At 64.0% G+C, this 18,926-nt stretch carries 11 protein-coding genes; 3 read left to right on the top strand and 8 right to left on the bottom strand.

Going from position 1 to position 18,926, the window contains the following annotated elements; all coding sequences use genetic code 11:
• Positions 1-7: 7 nt before the first annotated feature.
• The 3 genes from ACP69Z_RS00135 to ACP69Z_RS00125 form a co-directional block, all read right to left on the bottom strand.
• Entirely contained in the window at positions 8-2,299 is a 2,292-nt protein-coding gene (locus ACP69Z_RS00135; protein ID WP_426265535.1) for a TonB-dependent receptor, read from the bottom strand.
• Between the two features lie 93 nt (positions 2,300-2,392).
• Positions 2,393-5,269 (bottom strand): EAL domain-containing protein, encoded by a 2,877-nt coding sequence (locus tag ACP69Z_RS00130; RefSeq protein WP_426265534.1) that lies wholly within the window; start codon positions 5,267-5,269, stop codon positions 2,393-2,395.
• 244 nt (positions 5,270-5,513) lie between these two features.
• Positions 5,514-5,855, bottom strand: coding sequence for a hypothetical protein (locus ACP69Z_RS00125; RefSeq protein ID WP_426265533.1), 342 nt, complete (start codon positions 5,853-5,855; stop codon positions 5,514-5,516).
• A 379-nt stretch (positions 5,856-6,234) separates the two neighbouring features.
• Between ACP69Z_RS00125 and ACP69Z_RS00120 the strand changes: the two genes are divergently transcribed.
• The 3 genes from ACP69Z_RS00120 to ACP69Z_RS00110 all read left to right on the top strand — a co-directional run bounded on the left by ACP69Z_RS00120 (position 6,235) and on the right by ACP69Z_RS00110 (position 8,343).
• Positions 6,235-6,456 carry a winged helix-turn-helix domain-containing protein gene (locus ACP69Z_RS00120; RefSeq protein ID WP_426265532.1) on the top strand — a complete coding sequence of 74 codons (222 nt, stop codon included), beginning with the start codon at positions 6,235-6,237 and terminating at the stop codon, positions 6,454-6,456.
• Between the two features lie 48 nt (positions 6,457-6,504).
• A complete protein-coding gene (locus ACP69Z_RS00115) occupies positions 6,505-7,656 on the top strand; it encodes a tetratricopeptide repeat protein (RefSeq protein ID WP_426265531.1) in 1,152 nt (383 codons plus the stop codon).
• A 102-nt stretch (positions 7,657-7,758) separates the two neighbouring features.
• Entirely contained in the window at positions 7,759-8,343 is a 585-nt protein-coding gene (locus ACP69Z_RS00110; protein WP_426268007.1) for a PEPxxWA-CTERM sorting domain-containing protein, read from the top strand.
• A 50-nt stretch (positions 8,344-8,393) separates the two neighbouring features.
• Here ACP69Z_RS00110 and ACP69Z_RS00105 read toward each other — a convergent pair whose 3' ends face one another.
• The 5 genes from ACP69Z_RS00105 to ACP69Z_RS00085 form a co-directional block, all read right to left on the bottom strand.
• Positions 8,394-10,310: a PAS domain S-box protein gene (locus ACP69Z_RS00105; RefSeq protein WP_426265530.1), complete on the bottom strand. Its 1,917-nt coding sequence runs from the start codon at positions 10,308-10,310 to the stop codon at positions 8,394-8,396.
• A gap of 201 nt (positions 10,311-10,511) precedes the next feature.
• Positions 10,512-12,758 carry a PAS domain-containing protein gene (locus ACP69Z_RS00100; RefSeq protein ID WP_426265529.1) on the bottom strand — a complete coding sequence of 749 codons (2,247 nt, stop codon included), beginning with the start codon at positions 12,756-12,758 and terminating at the stop codon, positions 10,512-10,514.
• Between the two features lie 330 nt (positions 12,759-13,088).
• Entirely contained in the window at positions 13,089-14,471 is a 1,383-nt protein-coding gene (locus ACP69Z_RS00095; protein ID WP_426265528.1) for an efflux transporter outer membrane subunit, read from the bottom strand.
• Complete coding sequence (locus ACP69Z_RS00090) at positions 14,468-17,674, bottom strand: efflux RND transporter permease subunit (RefSeq protein WP_426265527.1); 3,207 nt, start codon at positions 17,672-17,674, stop codon at positions 14,468-14,470. The genes ACP69Z_RS00095 and ACP69Z_RS00090 overlap by 4 nt, the downstream gene beginning before the upstream one ends.
• Positions 17,674-18,915, bottom strand: a complete 1,242-nt coding sequence (locus ACP69Z_RS00085) for an efflux RND transporter periplasmic adaptor subunit (protein WP_426265526.1) — start codon at positions 18,913-18,915, stop codon at positions 17,674-17,676. Before ACP69Z_RS00085 ends, ACP69Z_RS00090 begins: the two co-directional genes overlap by 1 nt.
• Positions 18,916-18,926: the final 11 nt, after the last annotated feature.

Genomic DNA, 18,926 nt, shown 5'->3' with positions numbered 1-18,926 from the left:
CGGTTTCCTAGAAGGACTTCTGGACCTTGAGCCCATATTGCCGCGGCGATCCCGCGAAATAGAGGCCGCTGTTCAGCGCCGCCGGATAATGCTCGTCGGTGAGATTGGTCGAATAAGCGGTCACCGTCAGCGAGCCATGGCGCAGCGCGACTTGAGCGTTGACGATGTTGCGCTCCGGAATGCGGTCGCCGCGGGTGCGATCCTGGAACAAGGTCGCCCACTGCTTGCCGATGTGACCAAAGTTGACCCGCGGGGTCAGCACGGTGTCGGCGCCGAGGGCAAAGTCGTAGCTCGCGTTGGCGTTGAAGGTGAAGTTGGGGGCGTAGGTCTGGTCGTTGCCCTGCAGGTTGCGGCACAGCGGCGTCGCCGGACCCGTCTCGGGCAAGCAGGGCGACAGGCTGAGCGTGCCGCGCTGGTCAAGGGCGAAAAAGCGCCCGATCTTGCTGTTGAGCACGTTCATGCCGAGCCCGAGGTTTAGCCGTCCGAAGCGCGCTTCGATCTCACCTTCGATGCCCGTGATCTTGGTGGTGCCGGGCACGTTCACTTCCAGCCCGAACACCGGCAACGTCGGATTGCCGATGATGACCTGGAAATCCTCGTAGCTGTTGTGGAAGGCGGCAATGTTGGTGCGGATCCGGCGATCGGCGAAATAGCCCTTCCAGCCGAGTTCGTAGGACGTCACTGTCTCAGGACCGAAGGGCTCCGGCGTGCCGAACCCGACGGGAACGTTGAGGCCGCCGGGCTTGAAGCCGGTCGCCACGAAACCGTATACATAATGGTCGCGGCTGGCCTCCCAGCCGATTGAGGCCTTGTACGAGAAGTCGTCGGATTTGGTCAGTTGCTCGGCCACCAGGGGCGTGCCGAACTGCAGGATGTCGACGTCGTTGCGGCTGCGGCTGGCGGTGTAGCGTCCGCCGAGCTCGACCTTGAGCTGCGGCGTCAGCGCAAAGCCGATCTGTCCGAAGGCGGCCAGCGAGCGGTTCGGGTTGATACCCTGCAGGCGATACTCGCTCGCCGCTCCGGGCGCCGAGCTGTTGTCGGTGACGAACTGGAATGGCGCTTTGAAGTTGTACTTGTTCCACGCGCCGAACGCGCCGATCAGGTAGGTGAAACGCCCGGTGTCGGGCGAGATCAGCGTGATTTCCTGGCTGAACTGGCGCTCGTCGACGCTGTCGAAGAAGGTCCGGTCCGCCGTGACGGGCGTCAGCGCCGCGGTCCCGTCGAGGTCGGCGCGGTACTTGGTGTTGCCCTTCGAGAAGCCGCTGACCGAGCGCAGCTGCATGCCGCCGGCGAACTCGTAATTCACCCGCAGGATGGTGCGGTAGAACTTGTCGCGGGCTTCCTGCGGCGAGTTGAGGCTGATGTCGTAGAGGTCGCGATAGGTCGGGTTGGGCGTGCTCGAGCCGATCGGGAAGTTCTTGTAATAATCGCGGAACGGGCTGGCGGGATAGCCACCCATGTCGAGGTAGACGAGGTCGGTCTTGGACAGGATCGTCAACTGGCTCGACGGCTTCCACAGCAGGCTCAAACGGCCGGCAATGTGGCGCTGGTCGCCGTTGTTGCCGGTGTAAGGCGCGCCGCTCGGACCGGTGATGTTGTAGAAGCCGTCACGGCGCAGGCCGTAAGCGGCGACGCGCGCCGCAAAGGTTTCGCTGACGGGAAGGTTGACCGCGCCTTCGAACCCGGCCTGCGAATAATTGCCGATGTTGGCGGAGACGTAGCCGCGGTTGCCGCCGCCGATGATCGGATCGTTGCTGTTGACGAACACCGCGCCGCCCGTGGCGTTCTGGCCGACGATGGTGCCCTGCGGACCGCGCAGCACCTGGACGTTGGCGACGTCGTAATAAGGTTCGAGCTGGAAGTAGCCCGGGAAGGTCGGTGCGCCGTCGCGATAGGTGATGACACCGGTTGCGGTCTGCGTGTTGTGTTCGCCCTTGCCGATGCCGCGAACGTTGAAGTCGATGCCCTGGCCAAAGTTGTTGACCACGATGCTCGGCGTGCCGAACTGCAACGCGTCGACGTTGGAGATGCCTTTCTCGGCGAGATCGGTGCCCGAGAGGACCGATCCGGACAGCGGCGTGCGTTGAAGATTCTCGCTGCGGCGGCGGGCAGTGACGATGATCTCGCCTTGAGCAGGAGCAGGAGCCTCGGCCTGCTCGGAGGAGGCACCAGGGTCGGCAGGCGGCGGTGTCTGCGCAGTGGCGGCACCCGTCCACGCGATTGCGACCATCGATGCGCCGATCAGGCGATTGCGGATCCCCATTGTCCCCTCCTTCAAAGGCAGCGCGAGCCGCGCCATGAAGAGGAAGGTGCCGCACCTTTGGCAGCCTTGCAATCCTAATTCTCTTACGAGTGAATATTCGCCTTGAGTGCTTACGTTGCCGTAAGCGCGTCAGACTAGAAGCGGCGCCAGTGCTTCTTCCCAGTCCCGCTCCCCGAAGTTGCAATCGCGAAGGTCGTCGAGTTCCAGGTGCGCGAGATGGGCGCGCTGCTTGACCACTTCCCAGCTCCTGGTCAGCGTCTGGTAGGGCTTGCGGGTAGCCAAGTTCGGCAGGACGAACGGGCAGTCGCCGAGGCGCGGCAGTTCACCCACTAGCTTCAGGGCGGCGGCGTTCAGCGCATGCTGCCGCCTGCCGCTGCCATTCGGCAGGGTGATGTGCCAGGTTGCCTGCTCAAGATCGATGTCGCTCCACCGCATATTGAGGATCTCGCTGGTCCGGGCGCCGGTCAGCATCAGCAAGGCCATGATGAACTTGAGCTGCCGGTTCGGGCTGTTGCGACTGGCGATCAGAAGCTGGCGGCTTTCTTCGACGGACACCGGCGCATAGACCTGCGAGCGGCGGCCGAAGAAGCGTTCGCTGCCTTCCGGAGCCTCTTCCGCATCGACCAGCTCCAAGTCGACGGCAAGCGACCACATCCGCGCCGCCTGTTTGCGCAAGTGCTTGACGTCTTCCTCGCGCAATCCTGGAGAATTGCCGAGATCGAGTGCGGCGATGAAGCTGCTCACTTCCTTCCAACCCAGCCCGTCTGCAGGGCGATGGCCGAAGCGCGGCAGGAAGTGCTGAACCATGGCCTCTTCGGCAGCAGCAAGCGCCCCTTCGTCACCGGCAAGGCTACGTAGATATTCACGCGAAAGCTCGCGGAACGTTGCCGGTGCCGGGGCGGCGGTGACACTGATCGGAACGCCTTCGTCAGCCAACGGCACCAGTCCCAGGCGCTTGCCGAGACCGATCACGCCATCTTCCACTGCAACGCTTCGCAGCACGCGGTCGCGGTCGCCCGGCTTCGGCAGTTCAAGCGAAGCGATGCTGTAAGCAGAGATACGCCGGCGCGTGCAGAGCGTGCCCGCGCCGTCATCCACGAGCGGCTGATCGAACTGCACGCCGATGTGACCGGATTGCGCGCGTACAACGGTGGCGAAGCTTAGCTGACCCTCGCCGAGGTCGACGATGATCAGCGATTTCGCCGGAACTTCGTCGATCCCGTCGATCAGTGCGCCAGTGCTCGACAAGTTGCGGATGGTGCCCGAGCGATAGAAGTTGCCGTGAATGACGCCTGCCTTGCGGAACATCGACTGACGATTGCTTCGCTGCATTGCCGGACCGTTGGGCTCGATCGCCCATTTGCCGTCTTCGAGCCGGGCCATCAGTTCGTCGCTGGTCAGCGCCTTGCTGTAGACCCAGCCCTGCACATGGCTCACCCCAAGCCGGCGAATGAGGGCGAGTTGGTCGAGATACTCGATGCCCTCCGCCGTGGTGTCCATGCCGAGCGCCTCGGCCAGGGCCACGATGGCGGCGATGATGGCGCTGTTGCGTGAGCCTGGCAGTGTGGCTTCGCGAACAAAGGTCTGGTCGATCTTGATCTTGTCGAAGGGCGCGCTTCGCAGATAACCGAGTGACGAATAGCCGGTGCCGAAATCATCCAGCGCCAGCCGAACGCCCAGCTTCTTCAAGGTCGCGAACATGCTGGCCGCCGCCGCTGTGTCGCCGAGGAACACGCCTTCGGTGATCTCCAGCTCGAGCCGGTCGGCAGGGAGACCACTGGTGGCAAGGGCCGAGAGGATCGTATGCGGCAAGGTGCCGTCGGAGAATTGTGATGGCGAGACGTTCACCGCCACCCGCAGAGTTCCCGGCCAGCGCGCGGCATCTTCACACGCCTTGCGTAATGCCCAGTCACCAAGGCGGCCGACCAGCCCGGCTTCTTCCGCAATGGGAATGAAGACAGCGGGCGAGATGGGGCCCTCGGTAGGATGATCCCACCGCATCAGGCTTTCGACGCTGGTAATGCGGTTGGATTGGCAGTGAACCAGGGGCTGGTAAACCAGGCTCAATTCATTGCGGATGAGAGCGTCACGAAGGTCCTCCTCAAGCGCGCGCTTTCGCTCTGCGGAGGCAAGGAGATCGGTGGAGAAGAATTTGGAGCGTCCGCGGCCGTCGGACTTGGAAGCGTAGAGCGCCAGGTCGGCATTGCGGATCAGTTCAACGCGCGACGTGCCATCATCCGGGCAGACCGCGATCCCGATCGACGCGCCGATGATGCAGCGGCTGCCGTTCACGGAGTAGGGCTGAGAAAGTCCGTGGATGATGTCGGAAGCAAGGGTTTCGATCGGCTTGGGATCAGGACAGTTCTGGACCACGATCTGAAATTCGTCGCCGCCCAGTCGGAACACCCGTTCCTTGTCACCAACGATGCGAACCAGTCGACCTGCGACCTGCCGCAGAAGTGCGTCACCGGCAGGGTGGCCGAGGGTGTCATTGACCTGCTTGAAACGGTCAAGATCGACCAGCATGACCGCGCATGCCCGCCGATGGTGCTCGGCGCCGTCGAGAAACTCATCGAGCGCGGCTTCCATCTTTCGCCGATTGGGCAGCTCGGTCAGCGCGTCATAGTCGGACAAGCGCGACGCCTTGCGCGCTGAACGGCGCTGGTCGGTGGTGTCGATGGCGCTGCCGCGGAAGCCGAGAAACTCACCGGAACGGCCGAACTGCGGGCGACCCGATGCCTGCCAATAGTGCTTGCCGCTGCCATCGGGCGTCGTCAGGGTCACAGCATCGAAGGCCGCACGTCTGGTCAGCAGAAGAGGCAGGTTCTTGCGCCCGCTGTCATCCGCTTCGGAAACGAAGATGTCCGCGAAGCGCTGCCCGACGAGTTGGGCAGCCGTTGTGCCGATGAGCTGAGCAACGTTCTCGCTGATATAGAGTATCTCTCCAGCATCGCTGATCGACCAGAACCAGCCGTGTTCGGACTGCTCAAAGGTTTGAATGAGCAAAAGAGCCTCGTCGCGTGAGGCGCTTGGTGCCTGAATTTTCCGGGCCAAGTTTCCAAACAAAGCGAGGTTCCAATCAGGTTTCGAAACGATGCAGCCAAGAACCCGATCGCACCGCGTGGCGAGAGCAGACTAGAGCCGCCTCTCAGCTTGACCGTTTCAGCTATTCAGCTTTCAACCTTGTTAACGCGCAGACAAACTGGCGACTGATAACGGCCTGGGTGCAAGAGATCACCGGATGGCCACATCAGAGTTGTTCGGGAGCCTCTACAAAAACACCGCCCGCCAGGCGATCCGCGACCCACTTGATCTCACCTAAAGCTCGCGAGCCTCTTGCCGAGACAATGGTGACGACGTCGCCTTCGACCAGATCGTCACTGTGCCTGATCTTGAAGCCACAGCGCGACAGATCCAGGAAGTTCACACCGATGACGCGGCCATCTTGTGTGATAAGTTCGGCCGCCTGCGACATGTCGATGCGCGGCACTTCCCGCCGTCTATCCTTGGCCCGGCCCGGAGCTCCGGTCCGCAATGCCCGCAGTACGTTGGCCTTATGGCTCAGCGTCACTCTTCGATGCAGTTCTTCCATTCGTCACCCCCGGACGAACTATGCCAATTTGCATTGAAGAGGGTTTGAAGATTTAGACTGAAGCGTCGGTAACCATCAATTGATGCTGACGGTCGAGCATGCTCGTGGGCAATGCAGCGTTTTGGCGAGTGGTAGGGACGAAACCGGCCCTTGAGCTGCCATCCCGGCGTGTGAATGGCCCGGCGCGCCGTGCACATCAGGCCATTCAGCGGATCGGAAGCGCGTTCGGCGATCAGCCAGGTTCGCCAGCGCGCGAAGCCCGATTGCGAACAACCAAAGCCCACCTCCACCCGACCTTTTCACATGCTGGGAGGCTGATGAAGCCTGCTTGTCCTTGCTTCTTCATTGCGGCAGCTTGCACCATGAAAAGGGGACAACGATGCAGCAGGAGGGGCTCAGGAACAGCTTCAGCATCGGTGCGCTTCGGGTGCATCCTAACGAACGCATCCTGGAAACGGCGGAACGTAAGCTTAGCCTCGAGCCGCTCGTCATGCGGCTCTTCACCATCCTTGCCGAGCGCGCCGGCCAAGTGGTGGCTCGCCGCGAGCTCTTCGCGCTTTGCTGGGGCTCGTCCCTCGTCGGTGACGACAGTCTGAACTGACTGGTTCTCACCTTGCGCAAGGCCTTATCCAGCCTCTGCGCCCAGGTTGTGATCGAGACCGTGCCAGGCACCGGCTATGCACTGCGGATCGCAGCCCACGGGCAGGTCGACGATCCCGGATCAGCCGCGGCGATCCAAAGCGCCATCGACAGTTGGCGGCTTGCTCTTCCGCAGCCCGATTTCCTGTGCATCGAACAACTTGCCGCGGCCTGCCGCGCCGCTCCGTCCGACGCGCACCTGTGGGGGTGGTCTGCGCTTCTGTACCGACACGCCGCGGAATATGCGGCCCCTCAGCAGATCTCCTCCTTCACAAGCGAGTGTGAGCGCGCAAGCCGTCGCGCCTTGCAGCTTGATCCATCGCAACCCGAAGCCCTGACCGCGCTTGCAACCCTGATCCCCATGGTCGGCGAATGGGGGCTGACCAGAAACCGGCTCCTGTCGATCCTCGACGAGCACCCAGATCATCTGGTGGCGAGCCAGGACCTTGCGACGCTGGAAATGGCGACCGGCCGGGTCCGTGCAGGCAAGCAGATCCGCGACCGCCTCCTTGCACGTGATCCGCTCGCGGCTGTCACCTGCTACAAGAGCGTTTATCAACATTGGTCGGTCGGCGATCATGCCGGGATGGACCTGATTGCGGAACGAGCGATCAATCTGTGGCCGGCCCATCCCGCCGTATGGCTCGTGCGCCTCTGGACCTACGCCTACACAGGCAGGGTCGAGGCCGCCTTGGCAATGACCAGTGACAATGTCTTCCGGCCCGACGTTCCCCGACCGATGCTGACCTTCCTTGCGTCGATCCTGGGGGAGAGCGGTGACGGAAACGAGCCTGGCCGGCAGAGAATCAGGGAGGCGAGCCTCGCGTTTGCGGCGTCGGGACCAGCAGCAGCGCTTGCCGCGCTTTTCGCGCTTGGTCTCGTCGAGGATCACGATGCGCAGTTCGACGTGCTCCACGCTTATTACTTCCATGAAGGTCAGGCGCCGGTGCCAAGTCACCACACGCCTTCGGAACTCTCCTTGAACGAACAACATCGCCGCCTGACCCAGGTGCTCTTCACCCCAGCCCTGAAAAGCGCCCGGGACGATCCCCGCTTCCTGAAGGTATGTGAGCGCATCGGCCTTGTCCGCTATTGGGTGGACACGGGCCTGACTCCAGATTTCGTGTCAGGCCCGCCTCTCCCAGCGGAGCGGCGAGCGTGACGAGCGTTCGTTGCCGCTCATGACGGACCCTCATTTGTCCATCATGTGACTGGACGCATCCTTGCTGCACTGCCGGCCCTCTGTTCCACGCAGGAGGTGACCATGCTCAAGGCAACGGGGATAGCGGTGTTGGCATCAATCGCGGTGCTCACCCCAACCGACGCCAGTGCGGCGACGATAGGGTTTTCGGGAACCGCTTCGGCAACAGCAAGCCCCGCCCCGAGTTCAAGCTGCGCGCCGCTATTTCAGGGCATCGCAACAGGCAGCGGCACATCAGCCTTCGGCAATTTCAACTATAGCCACATCGCATGCACGACCGGTGCGACGGGGCCGGTCACCGGGACCTATTCGATTGATTTCGGGACAGATCAGTTCAGCGGCAACTTCGCTGGAACGTCGGCAGCGACGACGACTCTCGGCCTCTTCGATCTCGTCTTCACCTACAACATTCTTGCAGGCACAGGCCGCTTCGCCGGCGCAAGCGGGAGCTTCAATCAGGTTGGCTTCGTCGATGTGAGGGGCGGCCCTCCGTCGCGATTGACGCTGAACTTCTCGGCCGTTCCAGAACCATCAACCTGGGCGATGATGCTCCTTGGTTTCGGCGCGATAGCGTTCCGCCTCAGTCGCAGGCCCAAGCGGTCCCTGACTGTCGGGAGCTTCGGAGGACGGCAACCCGTGACAGTATGAAGCTGACGAGAGCGCGAGGGGAGGTGGCTTCACGAAGCTGCCTCCTATCCTCAAGTCGGAGCGTGCACCCGTGGCTCGCCAGCACGGCGGATCGCGGCGTTGATGGCAGTGGCCAGGTCCTTCCCGGAATAGGGCTTCAGCACGATCGGCAAGCTGCGGATGCCCTTTGCAGCCTGCTCGCTGTAGCCGGTGGCAAGGATGACAGGCACTCTCGGGTGAGCCGCGCGGATGTGCCCGGCAAGGTCGATACCGCTCATGCCGGGCATTACGATGTCCGTGAGAACGGCGTCGGGCAGTTCATCAGACAAGGCTTGCAGCGCTTCTTCCCCACACGACGCGCATCGAACCTCACACCCGAGATCCTGGAGGAGCTCAGCGCCGAATGCCTGAACTTGAGGATTGTCTTCGACGAGCAATATCCTGGTGCCCGAGGGCAAGTTTACGGCCGCGCTTTCGGCCTCAGCTTCGGTCAGCTTCTTGTCGGTGGTCGGCAGGATGATCGTCACGGTTGTGCCGCGACCTTCCTCCGAAGAGAGTTCGGCGTGCCCGCCAGCTTGCGCTGCAAAGCCGTGGATCTGGGAAAGGCCTAGTCCCGTCCCTTCGCCGACGCCCTTTGTGGTGAAGAAGGGGTCAAAGGCACGCTCCAGAACCCGCTCAGGCATACCCATCCCGGTATCGGTGACGCTGACACGGACCGACTGGCCGTTCGCATCTGTCTGGACGTGGGTGGAGATCGTCAGGGTTCCGCCCGATGGCATCGCATCACGCGCGTTCACGGCGGCGTTGAGGATCGCGTTATCGAGCTGCGCGGAATCGACCTCGACCCGGCCCGCGCTGGGGTCCAGCTTCAGTTCGAGCCGAACACGGCTCCCAAGGGTTCGTTGCAGAATCTCCGACAGGGCGTCGATCAGCGAATTGACGTCGACCACTTCCAGCTGAAGGGGGCGCCGCCTGCTGAACGCAAGCAGCTGATCGGTCAGCTTGGTCGCCCTGAGACCGGTCGAATGAATCGACTCGATATATTTCTGGCGCTTGTCGCTCGGCAGGTCCGGCTTTCGCTGCAGGAAATCGGCCGCGCCAACGATGATCGTCATCAGGTTGTTGAAGTCGTGAGCAACGCCGCCCGCCAGCTCGCCCAGAGCCTGAAGCTTCTGTGCCTGCGCAAGGGCCGCCCGCGCTTCCTCCAGCTCCTCCTGCGCCTTCCTGCGCTCGGTCGCATCACGGGTGACCTTGGCAAAGCCGACGTGGTTGCCGTGTTCGTCGTAGATCGGATCAATGAGAACATGCGCCCAGAACAGCGATCCGTCCTTACGGACTCGCCAGGCTTCGCGCTCATACTTCCCTTCGCCCAGCGCCGTCGCCAGGGCTCGGGCAGGTTCACCGGCTGCACGATCCTCTTCGGTATAGAAACGGGAGAAGTGCTGCCCGACGATCTCATCGCGCGAGTAGCCCTTGATGAGCTCTGCGCCGGCGTTCCAGTTGGAGACCGAGCCATCCTTGTCGAGCATGTAGATGGCACAGTCCCGCACGCCTTGGATCAGCAGGCGAAAGCGTTGCTCGCTTTCGAACAAGGCGATCTCTTGCTCACGGCGGCTCGTGATATCGCGCGTGATCTTGGCGAAGCCCTGCAGGGTGCCATCGTCCGCGCGAATGGGATCAATGACGACGTGGGCCCAGAACCGCGTCCCGTCCTTCCGGACGCGCCACCCTTCTGCTTCGAAGCGTCCCTCGCCAGCTGCGATCCTCAGCGCACGGGCAGGGAGCTCAGATTGCCGATCCTCATCCGTGTAGAAGGCCGAGAAGTGCTTTCCGAGGATTTCATCCCGGGTGTAGCCCTTGAAGCGTTGGGCACCGGGGTTCCAGGTGCTGACCCGTCCCGCGGGGTCGAGCATGTAGATGGCGTAGTCCGTGACGGCATTGACCAGCAGCTGCAGCCGCTGTTCTTCTGGAGTATTTTCTAGCTCCACAAACCGACACCACTCTCATGGCCCATCGGCTCGTCTCGTTCGCCAAGGGAGCGACGCTGTACCGCCTTTAGACCGTATCACAAGTGCAAACAGCGACGTGCAAGTGCAGTTCCACGGGTGGAGTAAGTGGCGCTTGGCTTCGACGCTGCAGAGGGCGCGCTGGAACAAGCGCGAGCCGCATGCAGCTCGGCCGGAAGTCCACTATCTTTCGGTCAGATGTTGCAGACAGCGGATGAGCTCTCCTGCGCGGAAAGGCTTTTCAAGCCTCGGCACGCTGGCCGGAACATCCGTGGTAGCGCTGGCATAGCCAGTGACCAGCAAGGCCGGCATCGTCGGCGCGATCTCACCTGCGCGGCGGATCAGGGCGGCTCCTGACATCAATGGCATGGCGTAGTCGGTCACAAGAACGTCGTAGGTCGGATCACCCTCAAGGATGGCGATGGCGGTTTGACCGCTATGCGCTTGATGCACCGTATGACCCACATCGGCGAGCATGTCGGCGGTCGCCGCTCGAACGAGATCCTCATCATCGACCAGGAGCACCTTGAGGGGCGCCACGCCCTCGACTTGGGCTTCAGGCGGCTTCTCGACAGGGCTGACCTGCTTGCCAAGCGGCAGCCAGAGCGTGACCTTGGTTCCCTGACCAGGTTCGCTCCAGATCGACATGCCGCCATCGGATTGGGCGGCGAGACCATGCACCATGGAGAGGCCAAGGCCGGTCCCGCGTCCAGGCTCCTTGGTGGAATAAAATGGTTCGGTGGCCAGCTTGCGAGTGCGCTCGTCCATCCCGTGGCCGGTGTCTTCGACGGTGATCCTGGCGTAGCTGCCTGGGGCTAGACCGGCGGGGTGAGTGGTGGTGACGACCTCCTTGCTGCCGCTGATGGTCAGGGTTCCGCCTTCGGGCATCGCATCTCTGGCATTCACGGCCAGATTAAGCAGCGCCAGTTCTAGCTGATTGGCGTCGACATGAACGGCAAGTTCCTCTTCCGGAAGCCGAACGTCCACCTTGATGGTCGGGCCAAGTGTTCGTTGCAGGAGGTCAACGGTGCCCAGCAGCAGGCGCCCGAAACCCATGTCCCTCGCTTCGAGGCGCTGCTTGCGGGCGAAACTCAGCAGACGGGTGACAAGGGTTCGGGCCCGCTCGGCACTGGTGGCGGCCCCTTCGATCAAGCGAAGCGAACGGGCATCTGGCGCCTTGCCTTTCAGTACATCGAGCGCACCGACGATGGGCGTAAGCAGGTTGTTGAAGTCATGGGCGATCCCGCCTGTCAGCTGGCCCAGGGCTTCCATCTTCTGGATCTGCCGCAGCTGTTCCTCCGCCGCTAGCTGCGGCGTGAGATTGCGGCTGCTCCCGATGAGCCGGAAGATGCGGCCGTCTGCGTCGCGGACCGGCACGAGAACGGTGTCCCATTGAGTGGGCGTGTCACCGATCTCGAAGTTGTCACGATATTGGTAGACCTCGCCCGTCTCGACGACGCGGCGGTAATGGCTTGCGACCTGGTCAGCCAGCGGCTGGGGAAGAAAGTCCTGGAGACGCTTGCCCTTCACGTCGGCGAGTGGGATGCCAATGTCTCTCTGGTGCGCTGGGTTGAGGTCTTCGATGGTGAAGTCCCCGTCATCGAGCACGTTCACCACGAACAGCGCTTCCGCGGTGTTTTCGAAGTATGCGCGGTATTGCTCGTCGGCGTCGCGGCGGGCGCGTTCTTCGGCGGCTACACGCTCCTGCTCGCGCAAGGCTTCTTCCGCACGAACCGTCTCGGTGACATCCTGACCCTCGACGAAGATGCCGGTCACCTTGCCGAGCTCATCGCGGACCGGTTGGTAGACAAAGTCGACCAAGCGCTTTTCAATCACCTTCTCTTCGGTCAGCAGGTCGATGGAGTTTCGGCGCCCGACGAAGGGCTCTCCGCTCTCGTAGACCCGGTCGAGAAGCTCGAAGAAGCCCTGGCCCGCGACCTCCGGCAAGGCTTCACGGATGGTCTTGCCCAGTACATCTCGCCGGCCGACGAGCTGAAGATAGGCATCGTTGGTCAGCGCAAAGACATGCTCGGGTCCGTTCAGCATCGCCATGAACCCCGGCGCCTGGCGGAACATATCAACAAGGCGATCATGTTCAGCCTTGGCGCGCTGCTGGGCCAGGACGGTATCGGTGGTCTCGGTGCAGGCGCAGAACATGCCCGCTACGTGCCCGCTTTCGTCGCGAACCGGCGAATAGGAGAAGGTGAACCAGGTTTGCTCGTCGAAGCCCTTGCGGTTCATCACCAAAGGCAGATTTTCGAAGTAACTCGCGTTGCCGGCCATGGCCGCATCGATCAGCGGCGAGATGTCGGGCCAGATTTCGGACCAGACGTCGTAGAACCGTGCGCCGAGGGCCTGCGGATGCTTGGCGCCCAGGATCTGGGCGTAGGCATCATTGTAAAGGAGGCCGAGGTCCGGCCCCCAAGACACGAACATCGGGAACTGTGAATTGAGCAGCAATCCAACAACGCTTCGGAAGGATTGCGGCCATTCTGTTGGCGCTCCGAGCGGAGATGACGACCAATCATGAGCACGCATCAGCGCACCCATCTGACCGCCTCCCGACAGGAAGGCGTCACCAACTTCGGGCACTGATTGCGTAGGTTCGGGAGGAGGAGGATGCATACGCAACAAACCTCTGCGACATGAGGACACAGGCTCTAGCCACCTGCCTGCGATCCGGAAAGAGGCGAGCCCGGGCTTGCTGGTTCGCGTGCCCTGGACTTGATCAGTCAGTTCCGGTTCGCTCGCGCTAGCGGCTCAGACCCCGTCACCACCAAGTGCCCGATAGACCGCCACCCGGTTTTGCGCCGCGGCCAATTGCACCGCAACGACGTTGCGTTCCGTTGCATAGGCCGAGCGCTGCGCGTCGAGGACGTTGAGGAACGGATCGAGCCCTTCGCGATAGCGGGCGGTAACCAGGCGCAGGGTTTCGTTGACCGCCGACAAGTTGCGCTGGTTGGCGGCCACCCGGTCGCCGAGCGTGCCACGGTCCGCAAGCGCGTCCGCCACCTCGCGGAAACCGGCCTGGATGGCGCGCTCATAGGTCGCGAGCGCGGCCTGCTGCTCGGCTCGGGCAAGCGCGACATTGGCGCGTGCCGCGCCGCCGTTGAAGATGCTGTAGCTTGCGTCGGCGCCGGCCGAGAAGTTGAAAGCGCTGCCGCTGAACAGCCCGCCAAGGGTGCTGCTGGCAAGGCCGAGCAGGCCGGTCAGCGAGATGCGCGGGAACAGGGCGGCACGGGCTGCGCCGATGTCGGCGTTGGTCGCGCGCAAGCGGTATTCGGCCTCGATTACGTCCGGACGGCGAAGCAGGATCCGGCTGTCGAGCCCGGCCGGCAGCGCGGCGATGCTGGCGGCGGCTTCGTTGATCGAGCGGGGAAGAAGACTGGGGTCGACCGGAGCCCCGACCAGCAGTTGCAGGAGGTTCGCGTCTTGCGCCCGGCGCGCCCGCTGTTCGGCCAAGTCGGCGCGGGCGGTCTCGAGCACCTGCACCGCCTGGAGGAGATCGGTTCGCGGCGCGACCCCGCCACGCAGGCGCGCTTCGGTGAGCACCCGGCTTCGCTCCGCGGCTGCCACCGTGTTCTCGGCGATGGAAAGGAGCGAGGTGTCGGCGGCGTAGGTCAGCCAGGCGTCGGCGATGTCGCCGATCAGGGCAACCCGCACCGCCCGCTCGGCCGCGCCGGTGGCGAGCAGCCGCTCCTGCTGGGCCCGAGTCTGCGAGGCGAGCAGGCCGAACAGGTCGAGCTCGAACGAAGGCAGCAGGCTAGCCGACCCGCCGACCCGAACGCCGTCGATATCGCCGTCCTGATCGCGGCGCGGGGTGACTTCGACCCCGGCGGCGCTGTCGAGCCGGGGCAGCTGGTTGGCCCGGGTGATCCGCACCTGTGCCCGCGCTGCGGCGATGTTGGCGGCGGCGATCCGCAGGTCACGGTTGTTCTGAAGCGCCTGCGCGACAAGCGTCTGCAGCCGCACGTCGCGCAGCACGTCGCGGTGCGTGAAGGCGGGCAGAGCGGGCGCTTCGGCGCGATACGGATCACCGACGGGCCAGCTGACCGGCACCGGCGCGGCCGGGGTGCGGTAAGTGGGGTCGAGCGAGGTGCAGCCGGCCAGCAGCACGGGCGCGAGGACGAGCAATTTCCTCACGTCGTTGCCTCCGTTGCTGGCGGCGGGGTGCGCCTACGCAGCCGCTCGCGGATTCTTGCCACACCATCCTTGGCGGCGCGGCGCACCAGCACGAAGAACAAGGGGATGTAGAAGATCGCGAGAATGGTCGCGGTCAGCATCCCGCCGATCACCGCCGTGCCGATCGCGATGCGGCTGTTGGCGCCAGCGCCGGTAGAGATCGCGAGCGGCAGCACGCCGAAGATGAAGGCGAAGCTGGTCATCAGGATCGGACGAAGACGGATGCGGGCGGCCTCGATCGCGCTGTCGAGCACGCTCTTGCCTTGGCGCTCCGCTTGCTCGGCGAATTCGATCATCAGGATCGCATTCTTGGCGGCCAAGCCCATGGTCGTGAGCAGTCCGATCTGCAGATAGACATCGTTTTCGAGCCCACGCAGCGTGACCGCAAATACCGCTCCGACCAGCCCGAGCGGGATCACCAGCAGAACCGCGACGGGAATGGTCCAGCTCTCGTAGAGGGCCGCGAGGCAGAGGAAGACCACCAGCAGCGACAGGCCGTAGAGTAGCGGCGCTTGACCCGCCGACAGCCGCTCCTGGAAGCTGGCGCCCGACCAGGCGACGGTTGTTCCCGGGATCTCAGCCGCAAGCGCCATCATCCGGTCCATTGCTTCGCCCGAGCTGACGCCGGGCGCCGCCTGACCCTGGAATTCGAAGGAAGGGACGCCGTTGAAGCGGCTGAGGCTGCTCGGGCCCGTGCTCCACCCAGTCTGGGCAAAGGCGCTAAACGGGGTCATCTGCCCGTCGTTGCCGCGCACGAACCATTGGCCGAGGTCGGATGGTTGCGAGCGATAGGGCGCATCGCCCTGGACGTAGACACGCTTCACCCGGCCATTGTCGATGAAGTCGTTGACGTAGCGGCCGCCCCAGGCGGTCGACAGCGTGCTGTTCACGTCGGCCTGGCTCACACCGTAAGCGGTAAGGCGCTGCTGATCGACGTCGACGTCGAGGTTGGCGACGTCGGGCAAGTCGCTCAGCCGGACGGAGGTCAGCAGCGGGTCGCCATTGGCCGCGGCAAGCAGGCGCTCGCGCGCTTCCTGGAACTCCTCGCGGCTGAGGCCGCCGCTGTTCTGGAGCTGCATGTTGAAGCCGTTGGATTGGCCAAGCCCCCGGATGGCGCCCGGCACCAGCGCGAAGACCTGCGCATCGCGGAAGCCGCGAAAGGCGCCCGAGGCACGCTCAACAATGGCGTCGGCACTGTTTTCCGACCCTTTGCGCTCATCCCACGGTGCGAGGTTGATGAAGCCCTGGCCGGTATTCTGGCCGCTTGCGCCGCCGCCGCCACCGCCGCCCGCGACGGTGAACACCACCGCGAGGTTCTTGGCTTCATATTGGTTGAGATAGCCCTCGATCTGCCGCTGCACTTCCAGCGTGCGCTGCTGGGTAGCGCCGGCGGGCAGGCGGAACTGGATGCTGGCGGCGCCCTGGTCCTCGGTCGGCAGGAAGCTGGTGGGCAGGCGGGTGAACAGGATCACGAGGATAACGCAGGTGACGCCGTAGATGCCAAGGAACAGCCACTTGCGGTTGATGACCGTCATCACGCCGCCCGTGTAGCGCTCGATCCCGCGGTTGAAGTTGCGGTTGAACCAGTCCTGGAAGCGGTGCGCCCAACGCTGATACCAACGCGCGTCGGACCGCTCGGCGGCTTCCTCTTCCGGCGGCTTGCGCGCCTTCAGCAGGGTCGCGGTGATCGCCGGGCTGAGGATCAGCGCCACCAACACCGAGAGGATCATGCAACTGATGATGGTGATTGAGAACTGCTGGTAGATGACCCCGGTGGACCCGCCGAAGAAGGCCATCGGCAGGAACACGGCCGAGAGGACCACGGCAATGGCGACCAGCGCGACCTGGATCTCCTTCATCGAGATCTCAGTCGCTTCCTTGGGGCTCATCCCCGGATTCTCTTCCATCAGGCGTTCGACATTCTCGACCACCACGATGGCGTCGTCGACGAGAAGGCCGATCGCCAGCACCAGCCCGAACAGGGTCAGCGTGTTGATGGTGAAGCCGAACAGGTAGAAGATCGCAAAGGTGCCGAGCAGCACCACCGGCACCGCGATTGCCGGCACCAACGTCGCCCGCCAGCTTTGCAGGAAAACGAACATCACGATGATCACGAGGACGACCGCTTCGAGCAGGGTCTTCACAACCTCCTCGACGGACAGCTTGATGAACGCGGTGGTGTCGTTGGCGTAGGCGACCTTGAGCCCTTCAGGCATCGACGTTGTAAGCGCCGCCACCCGTTCCTTGATCAGGCCGGCGGTCCGGAGCGCATCGGCGCCCGGTGCAAGGCTGATCGCCATTCCGGCACCCGGATGGCCATTGATCCGGCTCACCGCATTGTAGCTTTCGGCGCCGAGCTCGACCCGGGCGACGTCCTTGATCCGGACGGTGGCGCCGCTCGGCTCGGTCTTGAGGATGATGTTTTCGAATTGCTCGGGCGTCTGCAGGCGCGACTGGGCGGTGACAGTGGCGTTGAGCAATTGGTCGCGCGGCTGCGGCAGGCTTCCGACTTCGCCGGCGGCGACCTCGGTGTTCTGGTTCTGGATGGCGGTGATGACATCGCCCGGCATCAGCGCGACGCCGGCCAGCTTCTGTGGGTTGAGCCAGATCCGCATCGCCCGCTGCGAACCGAACACGTTGACGTCGCCGACCCCCTCCACGCGGGACAGCGGGTCCTGAATGTTGCTGGTGAGATAGTCCGACACGTCGATGTTGGAGCGCCGGTCGGTCTCGTCGTAAACGCCGACGATCAGCAGGAAGTCGGGATTAGACTTGGTAACCCGGACACCCTGCTGCTGGACCTGCTGTGGCAGGCGCGAGACGGCCTGCTGCACCGCATTCTGCACCTGCACCTGCGCCGTGTCAGGGTCAGTGCCCTTGGCGAAGGTCGCGGAGATGCCGACCGACCCGCGCGAGCTGGAGGTCGACGAGAAGAACAGCAGCCCGTCGATGCCGGACAATTGCTGCTCGAGGATCTGGGTGACGCTGTTTTCCACCGTCTCGGCGCTGGCACCGGGATAGGTCGCGCGAATGTTGACCTGCGGCGGGGCGACGTCGGGATATTGCTCCACCGGAAGCTGGGTGATCGCGCCGATGCCGGCCAGCATGGTGATGATCGCCAGGACCCAGGCGAAAATCGGCCGGTTGATGAACAGCTGGGACACTAAGCGCGCCCGCCGCCCTTGGTCTGGCCGGGCTTGCCCTGCCCGGAGCCCTGACCCGCCGGAGGCGGTGCGATGCGCTGCGGGGTGCCCGCCGGGACCGGGCGGATGCCAGCCCCGTCGCGCAGATTGGCGAGCCCTTGCGTGATGACCTTGTCGCCGGCGCGGAGACCGCCGGTCACTACCCAGTCATTGCCTTGCGTCCGGTCGGCCTTCACGTCGCGGCGCACCGCCTTGTTGTTGGGGCCGACAAGGAAGACATAAGCCTGCCCGCCGATATCGCGCTGCACTGCATTCTGCGGCACGAGAATGGCGTTTGGCGTGACTGCCTGGCTGAAGCGCGTCTGGACGAACTGGCCGGGCAGCAAGGTGCCCTGCGGATTGGGGAAGCTCGCCCGCAGCGTCACGGTACCGGTGCTTTCGTTCACCTGCACTTCGGAGAACTGAACCGTGCCCGTGTAGCCGTAATCGCTTCCGTCCTCGAGGAAGAGACGGACCTGCGTGCTGCCCGGAGTCACCCCGCCCTGTGCCAGCGCACGACGAAGCGCGGTCAGCTCGGCGCTCGACTGCTGGATATCGACATAGATGGGATCGGTGCGCTGGATCACAGCCAGCGGACCCGCCTGATTGGCGCTGACAAGGGCGCCTTGCGTGAACAAGGAGCGGCCGATGCGACCGCTGATCGGGGCGCGGATGGTGGCGAAGCGAAGGTTGATGCGCGCCGTCTCCAGCGCCGCCTGGTTCTGCGCCACGGCCGCGCGCGCCTGACGGGCCTGCGCCGCTGCGTCGGTATATTCCTGCTGGCTGACCGCTTCGATCTGCGCCAGCGGGCGGAAGCGGTTGGCGCGCGCCTGCGCCGCATCGGCCGCGGCACGTGCGCTGGCGACGCTGGCCGAGGCCTCGTTCACCGCGGCGCGATAAAGGCTCGGGTCGATCTGATAAAGCGGTTGGCCCTGCCGGACGAAGCTGCCCTCGGTGAAGAGGCGGCGCTGGACCAGGCCGTTGACCTGCGGCCTGACTTCCGAGGTTTCAAAGGCGACCGTGCGCCCGCCAAGCTGAGTGACAAGCGGTACGCTGGTGGTGGTAACGGTGACGAAGCCGACCTGCGTCGGGCCGCGTGCGCCACCCTTGGCGTTGCCGCCTTTCTGGGCGTCCGCCTCCGACCCGCCGGAGCAGGCGCCAAGAAGCGGCAGCAGGGCGAGCAAGGCAAATGCCGTGGCGGGTCCCGGCGATCTGTGAAACATCAAGGGTGCGC

The sequence above is a fragment of the Sphingomonas sp. LHG3443-2 genome, from assembly GCF_049896405.1.
GTDB lineage: Bacteria > Pseudomonadota > Alphaproteobacteria > Sphingomonadales > Sphingomonadaceae > Sphingomicrobium.
Note: the sequence above shows the minus strand (reverse complement) of the source record. Positions and strands in the feature narration are given on the sequence as shown.

What these genes read in the sequence shown, in the direction of transcription:
- ACP69Z_RS00135 (WP_426265535.1), bottom strand. Translation starts at nt 2,299, where the DNA reads ATGGCGCGGCTCGCGCTGCCTTTGAAGGAGGGGACAATGGGGATCCGC.
- ACP69Z_RS00125 (WP_426265533.1), bottom strand. Translation starts at nt 5,855, where the DNA reads ATGGAAGAACTGCATCGAAGAGTGACGCTGAGCCATAAGGCCAACGTA.
- ACP69Z_RS00120 (WP_426265532.1), top strand. Translation starts at nt 6,235, where the DNA reads ATGCAGCAGGAGGGGCTCAGGAACAGCTTCAGCATCGGTGCGCTTCGG.
- ACP69Z_RS00110 (WP_426268007.1), top strand. Translation starts at nt 7,759, where the DNA reads ATGCTCAAGGCAACGGGGATAGCGGTGTTGGCATCAATCGCGGTGCTC.
- ACP69Z_RS00085 (WP_426265526.1), bottom strand. Translation starts at nt 18,915, where the DNA reads ATGTTTCACAGATCGCCGGGACCCGCCACGGCATTTGCCTTGCTCGCC.